This is a genomic window from Occallatibacter sp. (assembly GCF_036502485.1).
Taxonomy (GTDB): Bacteria; Acidobacteriota; Terriglobia; order Terriglobales; family Acidobacteriaceae; genus Telmatobacter.
Genome location: NZ_DASXYM010000026.1, coordinates 17,913 through 40,005, shown reverse-complemented (window position 1 = coordinate 40,005; position 22,093 = coordinate 17,913). Strand labels below are relative to the sequence as shown.

Here is a 22,093-nt window from a genome sequence, read left to right as displayed (position 1 = left end):
GCAGGCCCTACGGGCCGCAGGGGGAGCAGTGGCCATGGCGAGTGAGACGCCCGACGGCCCGACGGCGATTTCCCCCGAGATACTGGCGGCCGGCACGCTGGTAGGGCCTTACGAGATCGAGAAACAAATTGGCGCCGGGGGCATGGGGGTTGTGTTCCGGGCGCACGACACCCGGCTGGATCGCAAGGTGGCCATCAAGGTCATCCATCCCAAACGGTCGAGCGCGCAACTTCAGGCGGCGTTTGTGCGCGAGGCGCGCGTCATCTCCTCCCTGAACCACCCGGGCATCGTCACGATCTACGACATACTCCGGCACGAGAGAATGACGTGCATCGTGATGGAATTTGTGCAGGGCATCGCCCTTCACGACGCCATACCCGAGGGCGGGTTTCCGGTGGATCGCGCACTGTCGCTTGGCTTGGCGATTGGCGAGGCGGTGGCCGCTGCACACGCGGCGGGGGTGGTGCATCGCGACCTGAAGCCCGGAAACATCCTGATCCGCGACGACGGGAGGGTGAAGATTCTGGACTTCGGGCTGGCCAAGGTGGCGAGTGCGGTGTCCGCTGACGCGGAGACGGAGCCTTTGAGCCTGTTCGGCGGCACGGCCATTGGAACCGTGGGCTATATGGCGCCGGAACAAGCCCGCGCGGAAACCGTGGATGCAAGGGCGGACGTGTACTCGTTCGGAGTGATTCTCTTCAGGCTCCTTACGGGGGCGATGCCGTTCCGGGGCGCAAATTCGATGGCTGTGATGCATGCGGCGATGACCATGGATCCGGCCTCCCTGCGCGGGTCCAATCCGCAAATCCCGGCATGGCTCGACAGCGCCGTACTTCGCGCGATGGCGAGGAATCCCGCCGACCGTTACCAGAGCATGCAAGATCTGCTTGCCGAACTTCATGGGCAAACGTCGCCGTCGCTGCACGGGTTTGCACCGCCTGTGCCGCCAGTTGGGTTGGCGCCCCCGGCGGAGCGAACCATCGCCGTGCTGCCGCTGGTCAACATTAGCCCCGACCCGGAGAATGAATACCTTTGCGATGGCATCTCCGAGGAACTGATCGACGGTCTCACCAGGATCAATGGGCTGCGGGTGGTGTCGCGCAGTTCGTCGTTCCACTTCAAAGGGACAACGCCGGATGTTCGGGAGATAGGGAAGAAGCTGGGAGCGAGCTACCTGGTCCACGGAAGCCTGCGCCGGGCCGGTGATCATCTGCGCCTGAACGTGCAGCTCAGCAAGACGGCGGAGGGATACCAGGTCTGGTCGCAGCGCTTCGATACGAAGGTGCGGGAGGTGTTCGCTCTGCAGGATGAGCTTACCGCGCTGGTGCTCGAAAAGCTGCAGCAGCAACTTGGGGTGCACTTCCCCGGGCTGGATACAGGAGTTCCGGCAGCGCCGCCCGGATCTACGGCATACGACATCTATCTCCAGGCGCGCTACGCGTTCAACCGCGAGACTCCTGCGGGATTCAAGCTGGCCAAGGAGCTCTTCGAGCGAGTGGCGGCGGCAGATCCGGATTTCGCGCCCGCGCTGATCGGCACCGCAGAGACCCACATGCGGCTCGACTGGTACGGCCTGGAGCCGGCGTCAGAGTCCGTGCCGGCGGTGAAGGGAGCTCTGGCCGCAGCGCTTCGGCTGCAGCCGAACTCGGTTTCCGCCTTGTGCAATCTGGCAATCACCCAGGCCGGTTGGGATTGGGACTGGGCGGCTGCCGGCGAGAGTTTCCAGCGGGCGCTCAGCAAGGGTGGCGAACAGGCGCCGGTTCATTTTCACTATGGGCTGGATTATCTGACTCCGCTCGGGCGCCTCGAAGAAGCGCTGGACCATCTTCGCAAAGCCTCGCAGCTCGATCCCCTGTCAGCCATCGTGAGCACCGCCATCGGAGGATGTTTGTACCGGATGCGGCGCTTTGACGAGGCGGCTGACACGCTTCAGGAGACGTTGCGAAGGTCACCCGAGTTCGCGCATGCGCACTGGTCGCTGGGCCGGGTGATGATCGAGCAGGGATCATGGAACGAGGCACTGCAACATCTGGAAGAGGCGGCGCGGACGATGGGGCACTCACCGGCGGCGCTGGCGGAGATCGGCTATCTTCATGCGCGCAAGGGAGAGCGCGACCTTGCGCATTGTGCGATTCAAGAACTGCGGCGGCGTGCCGAGACAGAGTGGGTTTCTCCTCTGACGGAGGCCTTGGTATACACCGGTCTCGGCGAGGAGAGTGCAGCCGTGCAAGGGCTGCAGGCCGCAGTCGACAGTCGCATCCGTCAGTTGGTCTGGGTGAATGTTGATCCCCGCTACGACCGGTTGCGTGCCAATCCTGCATTTCATCGCCTGATTGCGACGCTTGGCCTGCCGGCTGCAGCCGCCGATCCCTCGAACATGTGAACCCGGAGGCGAGCAGTTTTACCAGCTCAAATAGTTGGTTTGACTTGGCATCAGGCGACCCCGCATAATTCACCCACGGCTTCTCCCCGCTCCTAATCAAATCGTACGTAAGGGGATACACGTGGTTTGTGGAAGAGACGTTGTCTCTATACTGGTGTCCGGCGCGGCGCAGTGGAACGCGTTCCGAAGCCAGACTTCTGATGGAATCATGCTGAGCGGGACGAAGCTGCCCGGAGCCCAGCTTGCGCACGCCGACCTGCACCGGACATTTCTGCAGGGTTGCGACCTTCACGAAGCAAATCTCGAAGCAGCACATCTCGAAGGGTCCATCCTGCGCAACGCAAGCCTCCGCGGTTCGAATCTGCGGCACGCGCTGGTGGACGGCGCCGACCTGTTCAGCGCCGATCTGTCGGGCGCAGATCTACGCGATGCCAGCCTGAGTTCGAGTTTTCTGAGGCACGCGAATCTACGCGGAGCGGATCTGAGCACAGCGCGCGGGCTGACCCAGGGACAATTGGCAAATGCGTTGGGAGATGAGAGTACACGGTTGCCGGAAAACCTGAGCCGGCCAGAATCGTGGACCACTTCGGGCGTGAGCGTATGAGTTCGGGACGGGAGCCGATTCGGGTAGCCATCGTGGGTGGCGGCTGCGCTGCGCTCACCACGGCCTTCGAGTTAACCAAGCCGGAACATCAAGGGCGCTACGAGGTTACGGTCTACCAGATGGGCTGGCGACTGGGCGGCAAAGGCGCATCCGGCCGCGGACCGCACCATCGCGTGGAAGAACACGGGCTGCACCTCTGGATGGGCTTCTACGAGAATGCGTTCCGGCTGATGCGCCAGGCATATGAAGAACGTAACCTGGCGCTTCCGCACTGCCGTTTCGCCTCCTGGCGCGACGCTTTCAAACCCGCGCCGGACGTGGGCGTGGCTGATCGCGCGGCAGGTGGCTGGGATTTCTGGATGGCGCATTTCCCCCCTGGTGCCGGCGAACCCGGCGATCCAACGAGCGGCAACCCGTTCACGGTTACTGCGTATCTGCGCCAATCCATCATTCTGATTGGGGAGTTGCTTCGGTCCGCCGGCGCCTCTGACCCGAAGCCGCAATCGAGCGAGGGCGGCGCGGCGAACGCATCCGGAGCGGAGGGACTGGCGGCGGCAGTCGCGGCCCTTCTGCGCTACGGCCAACTGGCGACGACCACAGCCATCCTGGAAGGCGCTGACCTTCTGCGACAGGCTGCGGAGATGTTCGTGCCGCAGTTCTTTTCGACCGTCACCTCACCCCTTACGCAGTTGATTGACGCCCTCTCGGTTGCATCCCGGCAACAGCTTGCCATGCTGGTGGAAGGCAATCGTGACTTGCGGCGGGTTTGGCAGGTGATCGATCTGATCCTCGCGATTCTGCGGGGTTCCATCCGTTTCGGCCTGGCGGTGGATCCGCGTGGATTCGACGCCATCAACGACTACGACTGGCGAGAGTGGCTGCGGATGAACGGAGCTTCGGAGCAGTCGCTCGACTCCGGCTTCATGCGCGGCATTTACGACCTGGTGTTTGCGTTTGAGGAGGGGGACGTGACGCGGCCGCGACTGGCTGCGGGCGTGGCGATGCGCGGAGCCATGCGCATGTTCTTCACCTACCGCGGGTCGCTCTTCTACCGCATGAGTGCGGGAATGGGTGATGTGGTGTTTGCGCCGCTTTACCAGGTGCTGAAGCAGCGCGGCGTGCAGTTCAAGTTTTTTCACCGGCTGCGGAATGTGGGGCTGTCTGCGGCGCAACCGGGCGAAGCGCCGTACGTGCAAACGTTGCAGTTCGACATTCAGGCGCGCGTGAAGGGCGGCGCAGAATATCAGCCGCTGGTGGATGTGCATGGAGTGCCAAGCTGGCCCTCTCAGCCGGACTATACGCAACTGGCGAACGGCGCCGCACTCAAGCGCGACGGCAGATCCTTTGAAGCAGCGTGGGAAGAACGGCATGTGGGCAGCCAGACTCTGGCCGTGAGCAAGGATTTCGACCTGGTTGTGCTGGGCATCAGCATCGGCGCACTTCCATCGGTCGCGCGCGAACTCATCGAACACGATCCGCGCTGGCGCGAGATGACGCGCCAAGTAACCACCGTGGCGACGCAATGCTTTCAGTTATGGCTGAAGGAGAGCACGGCCGAGCTGGGATGGCCGCATCCACCGGCAAATGTGTCGGGATTCGTGGAGCCGTTCGACACCTGGGCGGACATGAGCCACCTGGTTCCGGAAGAGAGCTGGAAGGAGCCGGTGCGATCGATTGCATATTTCTGCAGCGCGCTGCCTGACGCTCCCGGGAAGGGCGCGGAACCCACGGACGCCTACCATCGCGAGCAGCGCCAGGTTGTGCGCGAGAACGCTATCCGCTTCCTTGATACCGATGCGGGGAGCCTGTGGCCGGGATCGGTGCGCGGCGGCACCTTCCGCTGGGATCTTTTGGCAACGGGGGACGGAGGCAAAGCGCTCAAGGGCGAGCAGAGGTTCGATACGCAGCACTGGGCAGCGAACCTGAATCCGACGGATCGCTATGTGCAGTCGCTGCCCGGGAGCGTCGCGCACCGCATTTCGCCTTTGGACATGAGTTTCGACAATCTCACCATTGCGGGCGACTGGACAGCATCGGGACTGGATTCGGGCTGTATTGAATCGGCAGTGATGTCTGGACTTCTGGCGGCACATGCGTTGTGCGGCAGGCCGGCACTGAGCGACATCATCGGGTATGACCACCCTTAAGGTGCATGGATGAATGAGTCTTCTCAACGCGTGAAACGGACGCCGCCATCGCAGACCGGGCCGGTTCGCAACTCCATGGGCGGACCGCCCCGGACAGGACCGCCCCGAACAGGACCGGCACCGGCTGGCCAGGCACCGTCGGGACAGGCGGCGACTGGGCCGGGCGACGTATTCTCCGCGGCCGGGGCGGCCGTCTGCGGCGTGCTGGAAGGCGGTGTGCGCACCGCGTACGCCGTTATCGACGACTATATGCGGCGCGGGCAGGAAGCAGCGCGGGTAATCTTCAATGATCCCAACAGGCGAGGTTCTATGAGCGATTCCAGAGGAAACTATCCTCCAGGCTTCAATCCCGGCGGGGGCTACTACGGCGGCGGCAATGCCGGCGGCGGCAACTACGGCGCGCCCAACCCCATGGGCATGCTGGCGCAGCAATGGCTGGCCATGGCGATGCAGGCCTGGAGCATGGCGATGTCGTCCATGTCTCCCGGGCAATGGCAGCAGGGGATGAACCCGAACCCGTACGCCGGGATGCCGCAGACAGCGTCGGTGGGGGTGAGCGTCTCCTCGTCGCGCCCCGTCGAGGTTACCGCGAATCTGTATTCGTCCGATGCGGCAGGGCTGCTCTGCGATGCGCTGAGAGCGGACGGCGGAACAGCGGACATGATCGAGCCTCCGAGCGTGGTGCGCGATGCAGGCAACCTGCGCGTGGGCGTGAAGGTGGGTGCGAATCAGCAGGCGGGCACATACCGCGGCTTCATCCGCAAAAAGGCGGACGGAAGCGTGGCCGGCGACGTCACCATTGTTGTGTCGTGATGCAGTGAGAGGGAGCAATGAGCACAGCGAGCGGAACCCTGGTTTCATCCATGCTGCGGGAGTACGGGGATGCCACGCGCGCATTGTTGTTCCAATATCTTCCCGATGTTGAGCCGCGCCGTTACCTGTATGACCTCGCCGGCGACTATCCGAGGCGCGGAGGACGCTCCTTCAGGCCCAGTTTGTGCATCGCCACCGCAAGAGCCTTCGGAACTCCCATGGAGATGGCGCTGCGCACGGCTGTCTCCATCGAGATGATCCACAACGCCATGCTCATCCATGACGACGTCGAGGATGAGAGCGAGCAGCGCCGCGGCAAGCCTGCCATGCACGTGGCTGAAGGCGTGCCGATCGCCATCAACGTGGGCGATCTGCTCTCGCTGCTCTCCATGCGGCCGCTGCTGGACAACCGCCGCTTCCTCGGACCGGAGTTGTCGCTGCGCCTCCTTGAAGAGACGGAGCGCATGGCGCGGGAGTCGGCCGAGGGCCAGGCCTATGAACTCGGCTGGCGGCGCGACAACGTGAGCGATGTTTGCGAAGCCGATTATCTGTTGATGGTGCTGAAGAAGACTTGCTGGCTGGCCACGATTCATCCCAGCCGCGTGGGAACGCTGATCGGCGCGCGCGGCGGCATCGACCCCGATCGCTGCATCCGCTTTGGCTTTTTTCTCGGAGCGGCCTTTCAAATTCAGGACGACCTGCTGAACCTTGAAGGCGACGCAGACTCCTATGGCAAAGAACTGGGCGGCGACATCCGCGAGGGCAAGCGCACGCTGATGCTGATTCACCTGATGGAGCGCGCCAGCCCCAGTGAGCGGGAGCGGCTTTGCTCGATTCTGGGAACGCCGCGCGAACTGCGCACCGATGACGACGTGCGATGGGTGCTTGCACGCATGCGCGCTCATGACTCTTTCGACTACGCGCGGCAGGTGGCGCACGGCCTCGCCGGCGCCGCGCAATACGAGTTCGATCAGCTTTATGGGCATCTTCCGGATTCGCGGGACAAGCAGTTTCTTGGCAGCCTGCCTGTGTGGGTGATCGAGAGAAATTGAATCCGCTGCAACAGCAGAGGGGGACTTGAGCAGCATGATGACAGCAGATGAATTCACAGCACGACTGCCGGACCTGACCAACAATCCGCTTCCCATCAAGCCTCCGTTTGTCTTCAATCACCTTTCGTCACGCGTGTTTCCGCTCCGCGCGCATCTGGGAACGCTGCAACGGGTCTGCGATGGCTATCTGAACTTCGTTCCGCCGGAAGCAGGTTATTTCCGGGTTCCGATGCCCTATGTCTACGTGATGGTCCTGGACTACGGGCAGGTGACCGAAGCGGTGGCGCGTATCGGCTGGTTCGCGCAGACAGAGGTCTTCTTCATGATCCCGCTGGAGTGGTACAAGTTCGTCGGCGGGCAGTGGGTGTTTCACGATTGGGCCGTCATCACGCCCTACGTCTTCGTAAACGACGACTTCTCCGTGCCCCTGGGCCGAACCGTGTTCGGCTTCCCCAAAGTGCAGGCGCGGGTCATGCAGTCCTCCAGCGCATGGATCCGCGACGCCACTGCCCCTGTGACACTGGCACGCGTTGAGACCGGTGTGTTCCCCAAAACCTATGCTGGCGCCGAACTGCAGGATCGCGTGCTCCTTGAAGTAGAGCGGAACACCATGAGCAACCTGCGCGTGCCGTTCGACGTGGCTGGCGCGGCGACGCCCTGGTCCATGGCTTCCAACATCGCAAAGGCGGCTGCGGGCTTCAGCCGCGATGCCATGTGGCTGGCGCAGTCCATGCGCCTGTCGCCGCTGAATCCTGTGGATCCGGGGGTGATGCAGGCCATGGTCACCCGCATGGCGCCGTGGTTTGCGCCGGGCGGCTCCGGCTTTATTCAGAACTCCATCAACCTGAAACAATTCCGCAGGTCCGACGATCCGTCGCAGGTGTGCTACCAGGCACTGACCAACGGCAAGATGGAGGTTCGATCCTTCAACGGGGCGGGCCTGCTGGGCGAATACGAGGTGATGCTGGGTGATCTGAGCGGCGGGCATACCGTGAGGCTGTACGAATACGCATCGCTTCCGCTGGTGAGCACCCTGGGGCTGGAAGTCGAGCGCGAATGGCAGGGACCTGACTGCCGCGTCACGGAATTGAAGCCGGTAGTGCCTTACTGGCTCGATGTAGATATCAAGTACGACCAGGGCGATAACGTGGCGTGGCGTCTGGACGACGGCATCTGGCGCGATGGTTCAGGCGCGGTGTTCCCTTCGCAGCCCAAGCCGAAAGGAGCCGATGCGCCCGCCTTCAACAGCACAGTCACCACGGTCATCGATGACATTGCAGGCCCATTCGACTTTTCTGACAGCGTCGTTCGCGTGCTGCCGCTCCTGGCGGACATGTCGAAGCTGCAGAAGTTCGTTGACACCTACCTGAACGATGCCTTCAAAGACAAGGACAAGCACGGCGTTGAGCAGCATCTGCGCTTCGATGTGTGGGGCCGCGTGCCTGAGCAGGTGAACGAAGATACGGCGCCCGGAGACGAACTCGCCTATGTGTATTTGATGGTCTCCAGCTTCGGCGACGTCATTTCGAGTACGAACAACGTGGGCGACTGGACGAACTACCAACTCTCCTTCATGATTCCGGTGCACTTCAAAAGGAAGACCGCGCGAGGCGACTGGGAGTTGCTGGGAGTGGGCCTGGTGCCGGCGTTCAGTTTTGTGGACAACTGTGTTGCGGCGATCGCACGGCTGGAGGTGCAGGGTTTCGAGGCTATCGTAGCCAACTTCATGAAGCCGGCGAGTGCGTGGTTGAGCGACCAGGTAGAACTGAACGACAATCCGCAGCAGACGCTTTTGCGTGTGGACACCGAGGTGTGGCCGGCCTTTGGGCAGGGACAGAAAGCCACGGTGCAGCCCATCCTCGAAATATGCCAGGGAGAACCTGACGCGGGACTCGGCACGGCGCCCGATGCACCGTGGCAATGGGCAGAGACGCTGCGAGGCGAGTTGCTGGCAAAGAAGAGAATCAAAGACAGCCAGTATCAGGACCTGAAGATTGCGCGCGCCCTTGCGCTGGAATTGCTGGGCAACCAGATGCCCTTCACCGCCTACTCGTTGAAGCAGTTTCGCGATTCCCGCGATCCATCGAAAGCCTGCTATCAATCGCTTGTGCGGGTGCCGCGGCAGATCAAGCAACTCCAGGATTTGCGCGAGATTGAAGACACGCTGGTGGTGCGAATTCACAACTTCCCCAGCCTCGACATCGTGGGAGAACTGGGCCTGGTGGCAGCGGGCCTTCCCACCAGCGGCGAAGGGATTATCAGCACCGCGCAGGCAATTCGTCCATTCTTCATTCGGGGAACGCTTCATGAGCCGCTTGCGATCCGGCTCGGCTTCAGGGCCGGCGGAGAGAGATGGCAATGGGACTCCGAATCGGCATTCGCAACGTTGCTCAGCGACGCTGAAGGCGCGACGCCGATCACGGCCGATCTGCGCGCCGAAACGCTGCAGGACCAGATTGACCCATCCCGGATCGCCGCCGTGGTCTACCAGGCAGGGCAGCGGCGCAAGATGAACGTGAATGATCCCAAGGAGCCCGATCAGGCGCCGATCGCCAAGGAAGAAGCGCGTGCGGCCCTGATGGCCATCGATCCGCAAACGGTGATCGAATGCATTCTTTCACGCGAGTGGGGCAACCGGGACATCCACACGAGGTGGCGCAAAGGCCGCCGCAAGCTGGAGGATGCCCTGGCAGCCCTGCCCCTCATCAGCGAAACCGAGGCCTACCCGGAGTCGGTGCTTTATCGCAAGGCGAACAACGACCTGGCCGATACGCCCGGCGCAGTCGCCAGCCCCATGAACATCAGCGAGACGTATTTCGACAGCGACGATGCGCTCGCCGCCGCCATCGCCGCGCTCAACAAGGAGCAACCCACGACCGCCGCAAAGCGTTGGGCGAACACCCTCGACAAGATCATCCTTAACCAGGAGCGGTTCATGCGGTGGCGCCTGCAGATGGAAGAAGCGCTGAGCAAGGTGTCAGCCATGACGATCCTGAAGCCTGCCGGCGTGGCGCATTTCTACCAGGCGAAGCTGAACCAGACCGCCCCGGGCTCCCTCAATCTGATCACGGAGGGACTGTTGCTGATGGGCGCACTGCTCGCCATCAGCGAACTCGAAATCGAAGGAGAGCCGTCGGATCGCAACAACCTGGATACCCAGGTTCTGGCGGATAAGGCGAGATTGGCTGAGATACTGAATGGCCTCAAGCAGAGCGCGAGCGACGAAGAGTCCGATGGGCCCGATGCGCGCTCCCAAGAGCAGGTCCTGGAGTGGGCTCTGGAGCACGCCGGCGAGTTCCGCCAGGCCGTAGATCTTGCCCGTTCCTACTGCGGTGCGCAGAACCAGGCGTTCCTCAACAAGCTTTCCCGCGCATTTCAGAAGCCCGACTTTTGTATACGGCGCGACGTGGTGGGCAGCTCTTGCGATCAACTGCTGCCCCTGTCGCTCTCGTGGGATGAGGACTGGTACTACGGGCGAAATGTCACTGACACGCCGCTGGCGTGGCCACCACTCTCCTCCGCAACCGGCGCCGTGATCAGTCACCCACTCCCTGATGCTGTCCCGGATCCTGCCGCAGAGACGGAGAACTAATCTGATGGCGTGCTTCCACCGATTGCGGCTGTCACCGCGCGGCGAACCACCGCACGGCCAGGCTGTCCGGCGCCTCTCAGCACCGGAACCCACACTCCCAAATCTCCAGTACTGCCTGACAATTCGCGACTGAGGAGACGCTATGACACCCGCCAATCCGTTCGCCGCCATCAACCTCAATGGCACCGGAACCATGCGCGGGGTAACTCTGGCCCTGCCGACCAGCCGTGTGCGCGAGTTTCTTCCCGCCGGGCTCGGTCTCGGTCCTCAGCAGGTCACGCCTCCCGGCACGCACCCGGTCATTCTGTTCTTTAACGATCTGTTCCGGGCGCAGATGTCGGTTCCAACGCTGCTGCCCAACCTGACATACCACGAGCATAGTTTCGGAATCCCTTACTCGTATCTTTCGCCCGGTTCCATCACTCCAGGAGTGCCGGGGCCCTATTACTTCATGCCCAGGCTCTTTCTGGACAGCTTTTTGGCCACTATGGGCGGCATGGGGCTGTGGGGCTTTCCCAAGCGGATAGCCTCGTTCACGGTGTCCGCGGACAGATACACCGTCACCAGCTCAGCCGGGCAGCGCATCATGTCGCTCCAGTGGGATACTCCGGCCGGCGAAGACTACCGCCCCATCCGCGAGTTTCCGGAGTTCGAGCCGATACGACAGATGCTGAATCAGCCGCTGATCTCGATGGTGCCCTACTCCGTCGGCCCCTTCTTCGTCCTGTCGGACTTCGACAAGATCTGGGAGTTTGCCACTCTGCGGCCGCTCCACACGTCGCTTGAAGTCGACCTGGAATTCGTTCCGGGATTTCAGGCAGGCCGGTATCCGCAGGCGGACTTCTCGCGGGGTATCGATTCCTCTGTGCTGGGATCCTATGAACTGCGCACGCCGTGGAGACTGAGTCTCCCCTACCCGCCGTTGTTTTCGTTCAAGGATGCGAAGCAGGTCGGCGTGGGGCGATAGGGCGATTGCTCCGCGACTAAGCGGTTTCAGAGTTGCTCTACCCGGGAACCACGCAGCGAAGTGGCATTTTCCTCAAGAAAATGCGGCCCTTCTCCGAATCGGAAAGGGCACATGAACTCTGGAGTCCCTCTAAGTGCGCACTTTCGTTGGTGTTATAGTAGTCGCACAGATGGGCGCCCCCGCCATCCGTTCCGCCGGAGCCATCAAAAATGCAGTGTCCCAATTGCCGTACTGAAAACTCTCCCCGCGTAAAGTTCTGCTCAGAATGTGGAACCCCGATGGGGGTTCCGTGTCCCCATTGCGCATATCGCAATGCGAGGGATGCGGCTCAGTGCGGCGGCTGCGGCCGCTCCCTGGTTGCGGCCCAGGCACCCGCCGCGGAACGGCGTCAGTTGACCGTGCTGTTCGCTGATATCGCCGGCTCCACCGCGCTTGCAGAGTCGCTGGATCCGGAAGATCTGCGCGTGTTGTACGCGCGGTATCAGGCCGTGTGTGCCGAACTGGTGCAGCGCTACGAGGGCTACCTGGCCCAATACCTGGGCGATGGAGTGCTCGCGTATTTCGGCTATCCCGCCGCACATGAAGATGACGCCGCCCGGGCCGTGACCGCAGCGCTCGACATCCTGGGCCGCATTCCCGCCATCGTGGTCGGGGGCAAACACCTCCAGATTCGCATCGGCATCCACACCGGTCTGGTCGTCGTAGGAGAGATGGGTGAGGGCCTGAGGCGCGAGCAGCTTGCCCTCGGTGAGGCTCCCAACGTGGCTGCGCGCCTGCAGGGCGAGGCTCTTCCAGAAACCATTGCCATCAGCGATACGACGCGCACACTGGTGGCAGGCCAATTCGCTGTTGAGGATCTCGGATCGCGGACTCTCAAAGGTCTCTCGCGGCCCATGCAGATCTTCCGCGTAACCGGCCGAAACCGCTCAGTCACCCGCTTTCAGGCCATGACCAGCGCTCATGGCCTGACATCCTTCGTCGGCCGCGAGCGCGAGTTGCGAGAGATCGGCGCCGCGTGGGAAGAGGCCTGCGAAGGAAAGGGCAAAACCCTGGTGCTGCGCGGACAGGCAGGGATCGGCAAATCCCGCCTGCTGGAAGCAGCGGCGCAAACGGCATCTTCGCGCCTGCATGAAGTATTCACCGCGCAATGCTCGCCCTACCAGATGAACAGCGCGTTCTACCCGATCATCGAGATGATCGAGCGCAGAATGGGCATTGAGGATGACATGTCCGCGTCCAGCAAGCTCGATCTGCTGGAGCAGTTTGCGGCCGGCAGAGGAGTGGACCTGGAGCACGCGACCACCGCCCTGGCGGGACTGCTTGCCGTGCCCACGCTCGATCGCTATCCGGAGATTGATCTGCCACCCGCGCGCCGCATGCCGTGGATGATCGGCATTCTGGCGGATTTGCTGATGCGTGCGGTGGGCGGCTCACCTGTCATGCTGGTCATCGAGGACTTGCACTGGGCCGATCCCTCTACGCTGGATCTCCTTGCGCAAATTGTGGAGCGGCAGACCGGGCGGCCAGTGCTCCTGGTATGCACCGCGCGGCCGGAATTCAATGCACCGTGGGTAAGCATGCCGGGATGCAGCGTGATCGAGGTGGAGGCTCTCTCGCCGCAAGACACGCGGTCGCTGGTGGCGCGGGTCGTCGGGTCCAAGCCCATTCCCCTGGCGCTTCTCGAAGAGCTTGTCACGCGCACGGGAGGCATTCCGCTCTTCATCGAGGCAGTGACGCGCACCATCATCGACGCAGGAATTCTGCGTGAGCTGGACGATCGCTACGAACTCACGGGACCGTTGCCGCCGGGCCTGATCCCCGCCACCGTGCAGGACTCCCTGATGGGACGAATCGACCTGCTCGGCGCGGATCGCGTGGTGGCCCAGCTTGCTGCCACCATAGGGCGCGAATCGAGCTTCGAACTGCTGCAGGATGTTTTAGGCAAATCGGCGGAAGCACTGGGAGCCGCTTTGATCCGCCTTGTGGAGCTTGAGATCGTCCTCGAAAACGGTGTCCCTCCAAGTTCCACCTATATCTTCCGTCATGCGCTCATCCAGGATGCGGCCTACGGATCGCTCCTGCGCACCACCCGTCAGGAGTTTCATCGCAAAATTGCGGAGGCACTGGTCTCGCGGTTTCCTGAAATGGCAGACACCAAGCCGGAACTGCTGGCGCGCCACCATGAGGGCGCGGGACGCGCTCTTGATGCCATAGGCGGCTGGATGAAGGCCGGGTACCAGGCGCAGCAACGCTCCGCTCTCCGCGAGTGCGCAGCTTATCTGCAAAAATCGATCGCCCTGCTGGAAACCATCCCTCCGGACGATCCGGCACGGCTGCAGACGGAAATGGAAGCGCAGTTGGCGCTCTCCACCGCGCTGATGGCAACCCTCGGTTGGGGATCGCGCGAGGTGGAAGCGGCATGTATGCGGGCGCGCGACGTCTGCCAGCAGTTGGGGAACACCACCGGCCTGTTGGGCGCACTCTGGGGCTTGTGGACCGTGTACTTCCTGCGCGGTGCTATCCCCCAGTCCATGGAGGTGGCCCGCCCTGTACTCGAAATCGCCTTGCGCACAGGCGATCCCGGGCTGGAGATATGCGGCCGTCAGGCCGTTGGGCTCTCAACTTACTTTCTGGGCCGGTTCTCTGAAGCGCGCGAACATGGCGAACGGGCACAAACGCTCTACAATCCTGAGCGAGAGCGCGAATTGGCAACCACGTTCCAACTCCCCGTCTCTTACGCCTGCGGAAACTATCACTCTCTCAGTCTCTGGTTTATGGGCTTTCCGGAACGCGCCGAGCGCGCCCGGCAGTTTGCCTGGGACGTCATCGAGAAGCTGAATATCTCAGCCTGCACCGCATATGCGCTGGGCTGTTCCATGATGCTCTACTATGCGCGGCGCGATGACGTAACCATTGCGGGGATTGCAGACCGACTGCTGGCGCTCGCCAACGAGGAAGGATACCTGTTCTGGGCTGCATGGGCGCGCATCCACAAAGGTTGGGTGGCTGCGGTGCAAGGCGCGCCTGAAGCCGGAATTCAGGAAATGAAAACTGCGCTCGATGACTACCGGGTGACAGGTTCGGCCCTCATGATGCCGCAGTGGTGCCTCATGCTGGCGGAGGCACAAATGCGAGCAGGCCGCCCCGGCGACGCGCTAGCCGCCATCTCGCGCGGGCTCACCCACGTGAAGGAGTATGGGGAGCATGTGCAAGAGCCGGAACTGCACCGGGTCCGTGGCGAGATCATGCTCGCCCAGGGAGCGCGTTCCGCGGCAGAGGCGAGTTTGAATCGCGCGTTAGAGTGCGCGCGAGAGCAGCATGCCCTGATGCTGGAGTTGCGCGCCGCCCTGGTGCTCGCAAAGCACTGGCAGGCCCAAGCCAAACCTACTGAGGCCGCCGCTCTGCTACAGCCACTCGAATTGGCTTTTGTGGAAGGCCGTGATACCCCCGAGTTGGTCGAAGCCCGCGGCATTTTGGAATCGCTCGGGTGCGCCGCACAGAACTCCGCCAAATAATCAGCAAAAGACCGCGATATCTCGCCTCACGACGCAACGGCCCGGCGACCAGCCGGCATCGTAATGCATTGTCGGGCGGGAGTGGGTTGTCGCTGGGGCTCTGTGTGTAAAAGAGCGATACCGCGCCCTGACGACTCTCGCGCATGCTGAGCGAATGTAAAATCACGAGTTCCAGTGTCCGCGCGTTCACGGTTCCCACCGATGCGCCCGAGGCAGACGGCACCTGCAAATGGGACAAGTCCACACTGGTGCTGGTGCAGCTGACGTGCGGCAGCACCCGCGGCCTGGGCTACACATACGCCGACGTATCGACCGCCAAACTCGCTGCGACTCTCAACGCGGAGCTGGTGGAGGGCCGCGACGCCAGCACGCATGCGGCCATCCTGCAGAGCCTCTATGCCAGGGTTCGCAATTTGGGCATAAGCGGCATCGCCATGATGGCCATCTCCGCCATCGACAACGCGCTTTGGGACCTGCGCGCACATCGGCTGGAAACTCCCCTGGTCAACCTGCTCGGGCGTGTGCGCGACGGGATCGCTGTATATGGCAGCGGCGGCTTCACTTCGTATAACGATGACCAGCTCCGCAAGCAGCTTGGCGGATGGGCGCAGGAAGGCTTGCGCATGGTCAAGATGAAAGTAGGCACGCAGCCCGAAGATGATCCGCGTCGCGTGCGAGTCGCACGGGAAGCCATCGGGCCCGCCGTGCAATTGTTTGTGGATGCGAACGGGGCCTACACCCAGACCCAGGCGCTGCGCCTGGCCAATGAATTCTCCGCTTGCAACGTGAGCTGGTTTGAAGAGCCGGTGAGTGCCGATGACCGCGCCGGCATGCGTCACGTGCGGGAACGCGCGCCGGCAGGCATGGACATCGCCGCCGGCGAGTACGGCTACACTGCGTGGTACTTCCGCACCATGCTTGAAGCGCAGGCCGTTACCGTGCTGCAGGCCGACAGCACTCGCTGCGGCATGAGCGGCTTTCTTGACGCGGCCGCGCTGTGCTGGGCGGCCAATCTCCCCTTGTCTTCGCATTGCGCACCCAGCCAGCATTTGCATGTGTGCTGCGCCGTGCCACGGGCCATTCACATGGAGTATTTCCACGATCACGTGCGCATTGAACGCATGTTCTTCGATGGATTTTGCGAACCACACGAGGGGCAGATGGCCCCCGATCTCTCTCGGCCCGGCGTGGGCCTGACCCTCAAAGAAAGCGATGCTCGCAAGTACGAGGTGTGAGCCAACAAGTTTCAGAACACCTGCGCTTACAGCGCACTGGATAGAGGTCTCATGGCAAAGACGGTTTCAGATCTGATGGTAGAGCGTCTCATCGATTGGGGTGTGGACACAATCTTCGGACTACCCGGCGACGGCGTGGATGGATTCTTTGAAGCGCTTAGAACGCATCAGGACAAGCTGCATTTCATCCAGGTGCGCCACGAGGAAGCCGCAGCCTTCGCGGCCGTTGGATATGCCAAATACACAGGACGGATCGGTGTGTGTGTTGCCACATCAGGACCCGGCGGCATCCATCTGCTCAACGGCCTTTATGACGCCAAATGCGATCTGCAGCCGGTGTTGGCTATCACGGGACACACCTTCCACGACCTGATTGGCATGAGCTACCAGCAGGACGTTGATCTCGACAAGCTCTTCATGGACGTCTCGGTGTTCAACCAGCGCTTGATGGGACCGTCGCACGTCGAGAATGTGGTCGACATGGCGATTCGCGCCGCCTATGGCCGACGCGGCGTAGCCCATATCACCGTTCCCAAGGACATGCAGGAATGGAGCGTCAAGGACGAGCACAGAAGCAAGGCTAATGTGGCGAACCACAGTGCGGATCTGAGCGCACCGCTCAATGTGCTGCCGGCACGCGCTCTCCTGGAACGGGCTGCCGAGGTGATTAACGACGGATCGAAGGTCACAATCTTCGTGGGCCGCGGCGCCTTGCACGCCCGCGAAGAGGTCACGCAACTGGCTGAAACCGTGGGGGGACCGGTGGTGAAGGCGCTGCTTGGCAAAGGCGTGCTCCCGGATCGCAGTCCTTACACCACTGGCGGTGTGGGGCTGCTGGGCACCGCGCCCTCCGTGGACGCAATGAATGAATGCGACACGCTGATCATGATCGGCACCAGCTTCCCCTACATGGAGTTCCTGCCCAAACCGGGCCAGGCGAAATGCGTCCAGATCGAATTGGATCCAACCCGCGTGGGCCTGCGCCACGAAGTAGACGTCGCCCTCACCGGCGACTCCAAAACAATCCTGCAGGCCCTGCTGCCGCTTCTCAAAAAGAAGAAGGATAAATTCCTGAAAGCCGCCCAGGACCGCATGAAGGACTGGAACGAGCTGATGAACGAGCGCGGCACGCGCAAAGACATGCCCATGAAGCCGCAGGTGGTCACCCATACCCTTAACCGCCTCCTCAACAACGATGCCATCGTCAGCGCCGACAGCGGCACCATCGCAACCTGGACCGCTCGCTACATTGAGATCCGCGACCAAATGCAGTTTTCGCTTTCAGGCATGCTCGCCACCATGGCGAACGGCTTGCCGTACAGTATCGGCGCGGCTGCGGCTTATCCCGGCAGGCAGGTGGTCTGCGTCGTCGGCGACGGCGGTCTCTCCATGCTCATGGCGGAACTGACCACGCTCGTGAAGTACAACATGAACGTCTGCGTCATCGTGATCAAGAACAATGTGCTCGGCCAGATCAAGTGGGAACAGATAATACTGGAGGGCAATCCTGAATTCGGCGTGGAACTGCACCCCATCGATTTTGCCAAAGTGGCAGAAGCCTGCGGTGCGCGCGGCTTCACCATTGAGCGCCCCGACGAGGCGGAATCTGTGTTGCGCGAGGCATTGGCGCATCCCGGTCCCAAGCTGGTGCAGGCTGTAGTGGATCCTAACGAGCCGCCCATGCCCGGCAAGGTCACCACGGATCAGGCTCTGCACTTCGCGAAGGCGCTGTTGCGCGGCCAGAAGGATGCCGCCGAGATCATCAAGACCATCGCCGCAGACCGCATTCGCGAGGTCATCTAAGACATGGCAGAGGCGGAGAGCATCTCACCGCTCCATCCGGAGCGCGATGTCGAGATCGTCGCAAACCATGTGCGCGAGGGCCGCTTCCAATGCAGCCTGTCCCTGATAACCGCGGGCGCCAGCCTCATCAGCGGGCTCGAGGTCGCCTATGAACACTACCGCGGCAGTTACAGCCGGCGCGTGATGTACACGCCCGTCATCCTCAGCGGAGTGCTTGCAGCGGCGGGCCTGGCTACCGTATTCACTCCGCGAAAAACGCGGGGGCCGCTGAGGATCGCGTCCGCCGTCACGCTCGTCGATGCAGGGGTGGGGTTTTACTTTCACGTCCGCGGCATTCACCGCAAACCCGGCGGTTGGCGTTTGCCCATGACGAACATGATCATGGGGCCGCCCGTGTTCGCACCACTGCTGTTCGGGACCGCTGCCTACCTCGGCCTGATCGCTTCCTTCCTGCAACGCGAGGACGAGCGCAACCACGGTCAGGGCGCGTTCCGATCTGTGCGCGCACACTTCCTGCCTCCGCGATTGCGCCGCGATCTCCTCTCGGAGGAGCAGGACATTCGCGAAGGACGCTTCCAGACGCAGGTCGCAATCGTCACCGCCGTGAGCGCCTTGCTGAGCGGATTTGAAGCCTACTACTCGCATTACAAAAACAATTTCCGTTACTGGGTGCAGTGGACGCCGATCGTTCTTGCGCCACTGCTCGCCGCTGCCGCCATTGCGTCGATCTATCAGCGCAGGGTCGCCCGCACTGCACTGCCGGTACTCTCGCTGGCCGCCAGTGCCGATGCCGCGGTGGGCTTCTTCTATCACGCACGCGGCGTCCTCAGACGCCCCGGGGGCCGCAAGCACTGGCTCTACAACATCCTTTACGGGCCGCCCATCTTCGCGCCGTTGCTCTTCGGCGCGGCAGGAATGATGGGACTTCTCGCCAGCATGCTTCGCCGGAGTTCACGATGAAACCGCCCGATTCAAATATCGATCCGGAGTTGCTGCCTCGCTCGCCCGCTACCGCCGAACCGCTGCTGCCCCTATCGCAGCCCGGCTACTATCCGGGCTACAGCACACTGCGCCAGCAAAAGTTCTGGGACGCCGCCACACGCAAGCTCATCGCGGAACGTGTCGGCGCGCCTCCCCCTCTCAGATTCTTTACGGAAGAGCAGGCGCGATTTTGGGAGACAGTTTTTGACCATCTGCTACCACAAAACGACCGCATACCCGAACGACGCATCCCGCTGATTCCGCCGCTCGACCAGCGCCTCCACGAAAACCGCACCGTCGGCTATCGATTCGAAGACATGCCGCATGATCGCGATGTCTACGCATCGCTGGGCCTTGAAGCCATCAACCACGAAGCGCACGAGCATTACGGCCATGACTTTCTCACCCTGCCATGGCTCGAGCAGGACCTGGTGCTGCGAACCATTCACGATGGCGCTCCCCGCGCAGCAAAGAGCATCTGGGCGAAAATGTCGGTGCATCGCTTCTGGCAATTCATCATGCAGGACGCAATCGACGCTTATTACGCGCACCCGTGGTCCTGGGACGAGATCGGCTTCGGCGGCCCGGCGTATCCGCGGGCTTACACCCGCCTGGAACGCGGTGAGCCGGAGCCGTGGGAAGTTGAGGAACAGCGCTACGATTGGGACGCGCCGCATATCGCCGTCTCCGACGAAGTTCACGACGCCTCGCATCACCACACCGAATCCGAACAGCACCGCCACAAACCTGCGAGGTCGGCGTGAAGGAGCCTCTTCTCGGATCGTTCCGATCACCCGCCGACGGCAGGCACATGCTGGGGGCGATCCAGCATATTGATGCGCCCATGCGCCGCTTCCGCGAATCGGATGAGGTGGATTACCTCATCGTCGGGGTCGGCGCTGCAGGAGGCGTGCTCGTCCAGCGTCTTGCGCGCGCCGGCTTCAGCGTCGTCGGGCTTGAGGCCGGGCCGTTCTGGGATACGGAACGCGATTGGGTGAGTGACGAAGCCGGATCACACCGACTCTATTGGGAAGATCCGCGCATCACGGGCGGAACCGACCCGCTCGCGCTGGGCGCAAACAACTGCGGCAAGGGCGTTGGCGGCGGCTCAGTGCACTGGGCCGCCTTCACCCCCCGTCTGCATCCTTCCGACTTCGAAGTGTATTCACGCGACGGCGTGGGCGCCGACTGGCCTATCACCTACGGCGAGATCCAGCCCTACTACGAACAGCTTGAGTTGGAGATGCCGGTTGCGGGTCCTGCCTATTACCCGTGGGGCCATCCTCACGGATACCCGTACGGCCCGCATCCCATGGGTCAAGTGGGCAATGCGCTCGTCAAAGGCTGCACTGCTCTTGGCATTCCGGTTTCCATCGGCGGCCCCGTCGCCATTCTCTCCGGATCGCGTGGCGACCGGCCGCACTGCATCTACCGCGGCTTTTGTATCCAGGGCTGCAAGGTGGGAGCGAAGGCAAGCACGCTGGTAACGCACGTTCCTGACGCCATCCGCAAAGGCGCGGAAATCCGCGACTATTCCATGGCATCACGCATTGAGTTAGGGCCGCGTGGCCGCGTCACCGGCGTGCACTATTTCGATCGCGAAGGGCAAGCGCACTTCCAGAAAGCGAAAGCTGTCATCGTTGCCGGATACGCCATCGAGTCGCCGCGGCTGCTGTTGAACTCCGCCAGCCCGGGACACGAAAACGGCCTCGCCAATTCCAGTGATACGGTGGGCCGCTATCTCATGGCGCAAGCGGGCAATGTAATCCTCGGCCGCTTCGAGGAACTTGTGCGGATGTACAAAGCCCCGCCGGCGCATGCCTTGACGGAAGAGTTTTACGAGACTGACCCGAAGCGAGACTTCGCTCGCGGCTTCGCCATCCAGACCGTCGGCCCCCTGCCCATTGCCTTCGCCAAGCAGATGGTCGCGGCAAAGAAAGCCTGGGGCTGGGGACTCCGCCGCGAAATGATGGGCTACAACCACTGGGCCTCCTTCGGCTTCCTGGGCGAGATCCTTCCCTGGCCTGACAACCGCGTCACGCTCTCGGAGGAACGCGATCCGTTCGGCATCCCCGTCGCGCACGTGAGCTTCAATCTGCGCGACAACGACAAGAAGCTCATCGGCTTCGGCAAGGACAAGACCATGGACGTTATGCGCGCCGCCGGGGCAGTCGAAGTCGTGCAGGAGGCCCGCTATGCGCACCTGGTAGGCGCATGCCGCATGGGACCCGACCCACGCACCTCTGTCGTCGATAAGTTCGGACGCGCCCATGACGTCCCCAACCTCTTCGTATGCGACGGGAGCATCATGCCCACGCAAGGATCTGCGAACCCCGGCCTCACGATTCAGGCACTGGCCGCACGCACGGCAGACTACCTCGTCTCCCAGGGCGATGCGATCTTCACTTCCGACAAACGTGACCTGACCCCGCCGCCGATTCGGCGCGAATTGGCTCCCCCGGAAACATGGGGCCATGGCGTACCGCGCCTGAAGTAGATGAGTTCGCAGATCCACTGTTCGCACCCAGGGCCGATGGAGCCCAAATCGTGAGAGTGCTAAACTTCAAGAGTGAGTACTGCATTGCGCATCAGGCATAGACAACTGGCGGGGTTCGGCCTTGTCCTGTGCGTTCTGGCTGCGCTCTTCGCGCTTGAGGCCAAACTGGCCTGGTACGGCCCTGCTCACAGCCCCTCCGCGCAAATCAGCTCCTCGAAGCTGCAGCCCACAGATGCGCCTCGACTTGTGGCAAATGCCATTGCCGCATCGGACACCGTGGCGGCGCATTTCCCGGCAGTCCTGCCGATCCTCGCGCTGAGCATCGTGCTCGTCGCAACCTGCGTGCTGCCGCGTTCCACTGGCGCCCGACAGGCCGGCCCGTTTAGCTTCGCTTTCACTCCGCACGTCTTCTTCCGTCCCCCGCCTTCCCGTTAGTTCCCGCTTCCCTGCACCGGCTCCATACGTTCCTCGGCTCGAATTCCGCATACTCAATGCCATCGAACC

At 62.5% G+C, this 22,093-nt stretch carries 14 protein-coding genes and 1 pseudogene; all 15 read left to right on the top strand.

Going from position 1 to position 22,093, the window contains the following annotated elements; all coding sequences use genetic code 11:
- On the top strand, positions 1 to 2,383 hold a 2,383-nt coding region (locus tag VGL22_RS04855; protein ID WP_465265763.1), incomplete at its 5' end, for a protein kinase domain-containing protein.
- A gap of 208 nt (positions 2,384 to 2,591) precedes the next feature.
- Complete coding sequence (locus VGL22_RS04850) at positions 2,592 to 2,987, top strand: pentapeptide repeat-containing protein (RefSeq protein ID WP_465265762.1); 396 nt, start codon at positions 2,592 to 2,594, stop codon at positions 2,985 to 2,987.
- A complete protein-coding gene (locus VGL22_RS04845) occupies positions 2,984 to 5,134 on the top strand; it encodes an NAD(P)-binding protein (protein WP_465265761.1) in 2,151 nt (716 codons plus the stop codon). Before VGL22_RS04850 ends, VGL22_RS04845 begins: the two co-directional genes overlap by 4 nt.
- A 30-nt stretch (positions 5,135 to 5,164) precedes the next feature.
- Entirely contained in the window at positions 5,165 to 5,947 is a 783-nt protein-coding gene (locus VGL22_RS04840) for a hypothetical protein (RefSeq protein WP_465265760.1), read from the top strand.
- 17 nt (positions 5,948 to 5,964) lie between these two features.
- Positions 5,965 to 6,999: a polyprenyl synthetase family protein gene (locus VGL22_RS04835; RefSeq protein WP_465265759.1), complete on the top strand. Its 1,035-nt coding sequence runs from the start codon at positions 5,965 to 5,967 to the stop codon at positions 6,997 to 6,999.
- A 34-nt stretch (positions 7,000 to 7,033) separates the two neighbouring features.
- Positions 7,034 to 10,591: a hypothetical protein gene (locus tag VGL22_RS04830; protein ID WP_465265758.1), complete on the top strand. Its 3,558-nt coding sequence runs from the start codon at positions 7,034 to 7,036 to the stop codon at positions 10,589 to 10,591.
- Between the two features lie 142 nt (positions 10,592 to 10,733).
- On the top strand, positions 10,734 to 11,558 hold the full coding sequence (locus tag VGL22_RS04825) for an acetoacetate decarboxylase family protein (RefSeq protein WP_465265757.1): 825 nt from the start codon (positions 10,734 to 10,736) through the stop codon (positions 11,556 to 11,558).
- Between the two features lie 209 nt (positions 11,559 to 11,767).
- Positions 11,768 to 11,893 (top strand): annotated as a pseudogene (locus VGL22_RS04820) (zinc-ribbon domain-containing protein); the annotation flags it as partial.
- 57 nt (positions 11,894 to 11,950) lie between these two features.
- A complete protein-coding gene (locus VGL22_RS04815; protein ID WP_465265764.1) occupies positions 11,951 to 15,073 on the top strand; it encodes an AAA family ATPase in 3,123 nt (1,040 codons plus the stop codon).
- Positions 15,074 to 15,216: 143 nt separating this feature from the next.
- The gene (locus VGL22_RS04810; protein WP_465265756.1) at positions 15,217 to 16,308 is read left to right on the top strand and encodes an enolase C-terminal domain-like protein; all 1,092 of its coding nucleotides are present in this window, start codon (positions 15,217 to 15,219) and stop codon (positions 16,306 to 16,308) included.
- 51 nt (positions 16,309 to 16,359) lie between these two features.
- Complete coding sequence (locus VGL22_RS04805; RefSeq protein ID WP_465265755.1) at positions 16,360 to 18,111, top strand: thiamine pyrophosphate-dependent enzyme; 1,752 nt, start codon at positions 16,360 to 16,362, stop codon at positions 18,109 to 18,111.
- A 3-nt stretch (positions 18,112 to 18,114) separates the two neighbouring features.
- Positions 18,115 to 19,071 carry a hypothetical protein gene (locus VGL22_RS04800; protein ID WP_465265754.1) on the top strand — a complete coding sequence of 319 codons (957 nt, stop codon included), beginning with the start codon at positions 18,115 to 18,117 and terminating at the stop codon, positions 19,069 to 19,071.
- The gene (locus tag VGL22_RS04795) at positions 19,068 to 19,856 is read left to right on the top strand and encodes a gluconate 2-dehydrogenase subunit 3 family protein (protein ID WP_465265753.1); all 789 of its coding nucleotides are present in this window, start codon (positions 19,068 to 19,070) and stop codon (positions 19,854 to 19,856) included. Before VGL22_RS04800 ends, VGL22_RS04795 begins: the two co-directional genes overlap by 4 nt.
- Entirely contained in the window at positions 19,853 to 21,589 is a 1,737-nt protein-coding gene (locus tag VGL22_RS04790) for a GMC family oxidoreductase (RefSeq protein WP_465265752.1), read from the top strand. The genes VGL22_RS04795 and VGL22_RS04790 overlap by 4 nt, the downstream gene beginning before the upstream one ends.
- A gap of 72 nt (positions 21,590 to 21,661) precedes the next feature.
- Positions 21,662 to 22,024 (top strand): hypothetical protein, encoded by a 363-nt coding sequence (locus VGL22_RS04785; protein ID WP_465265751.1) that lies wholly within the window; start codon positions 21,662 to 21,664, stop codon positions 22,022 to 22,024.
- The last annotated feature ends 69 nt before the right edge of the window (positions 22,025 to 22,093 follow it).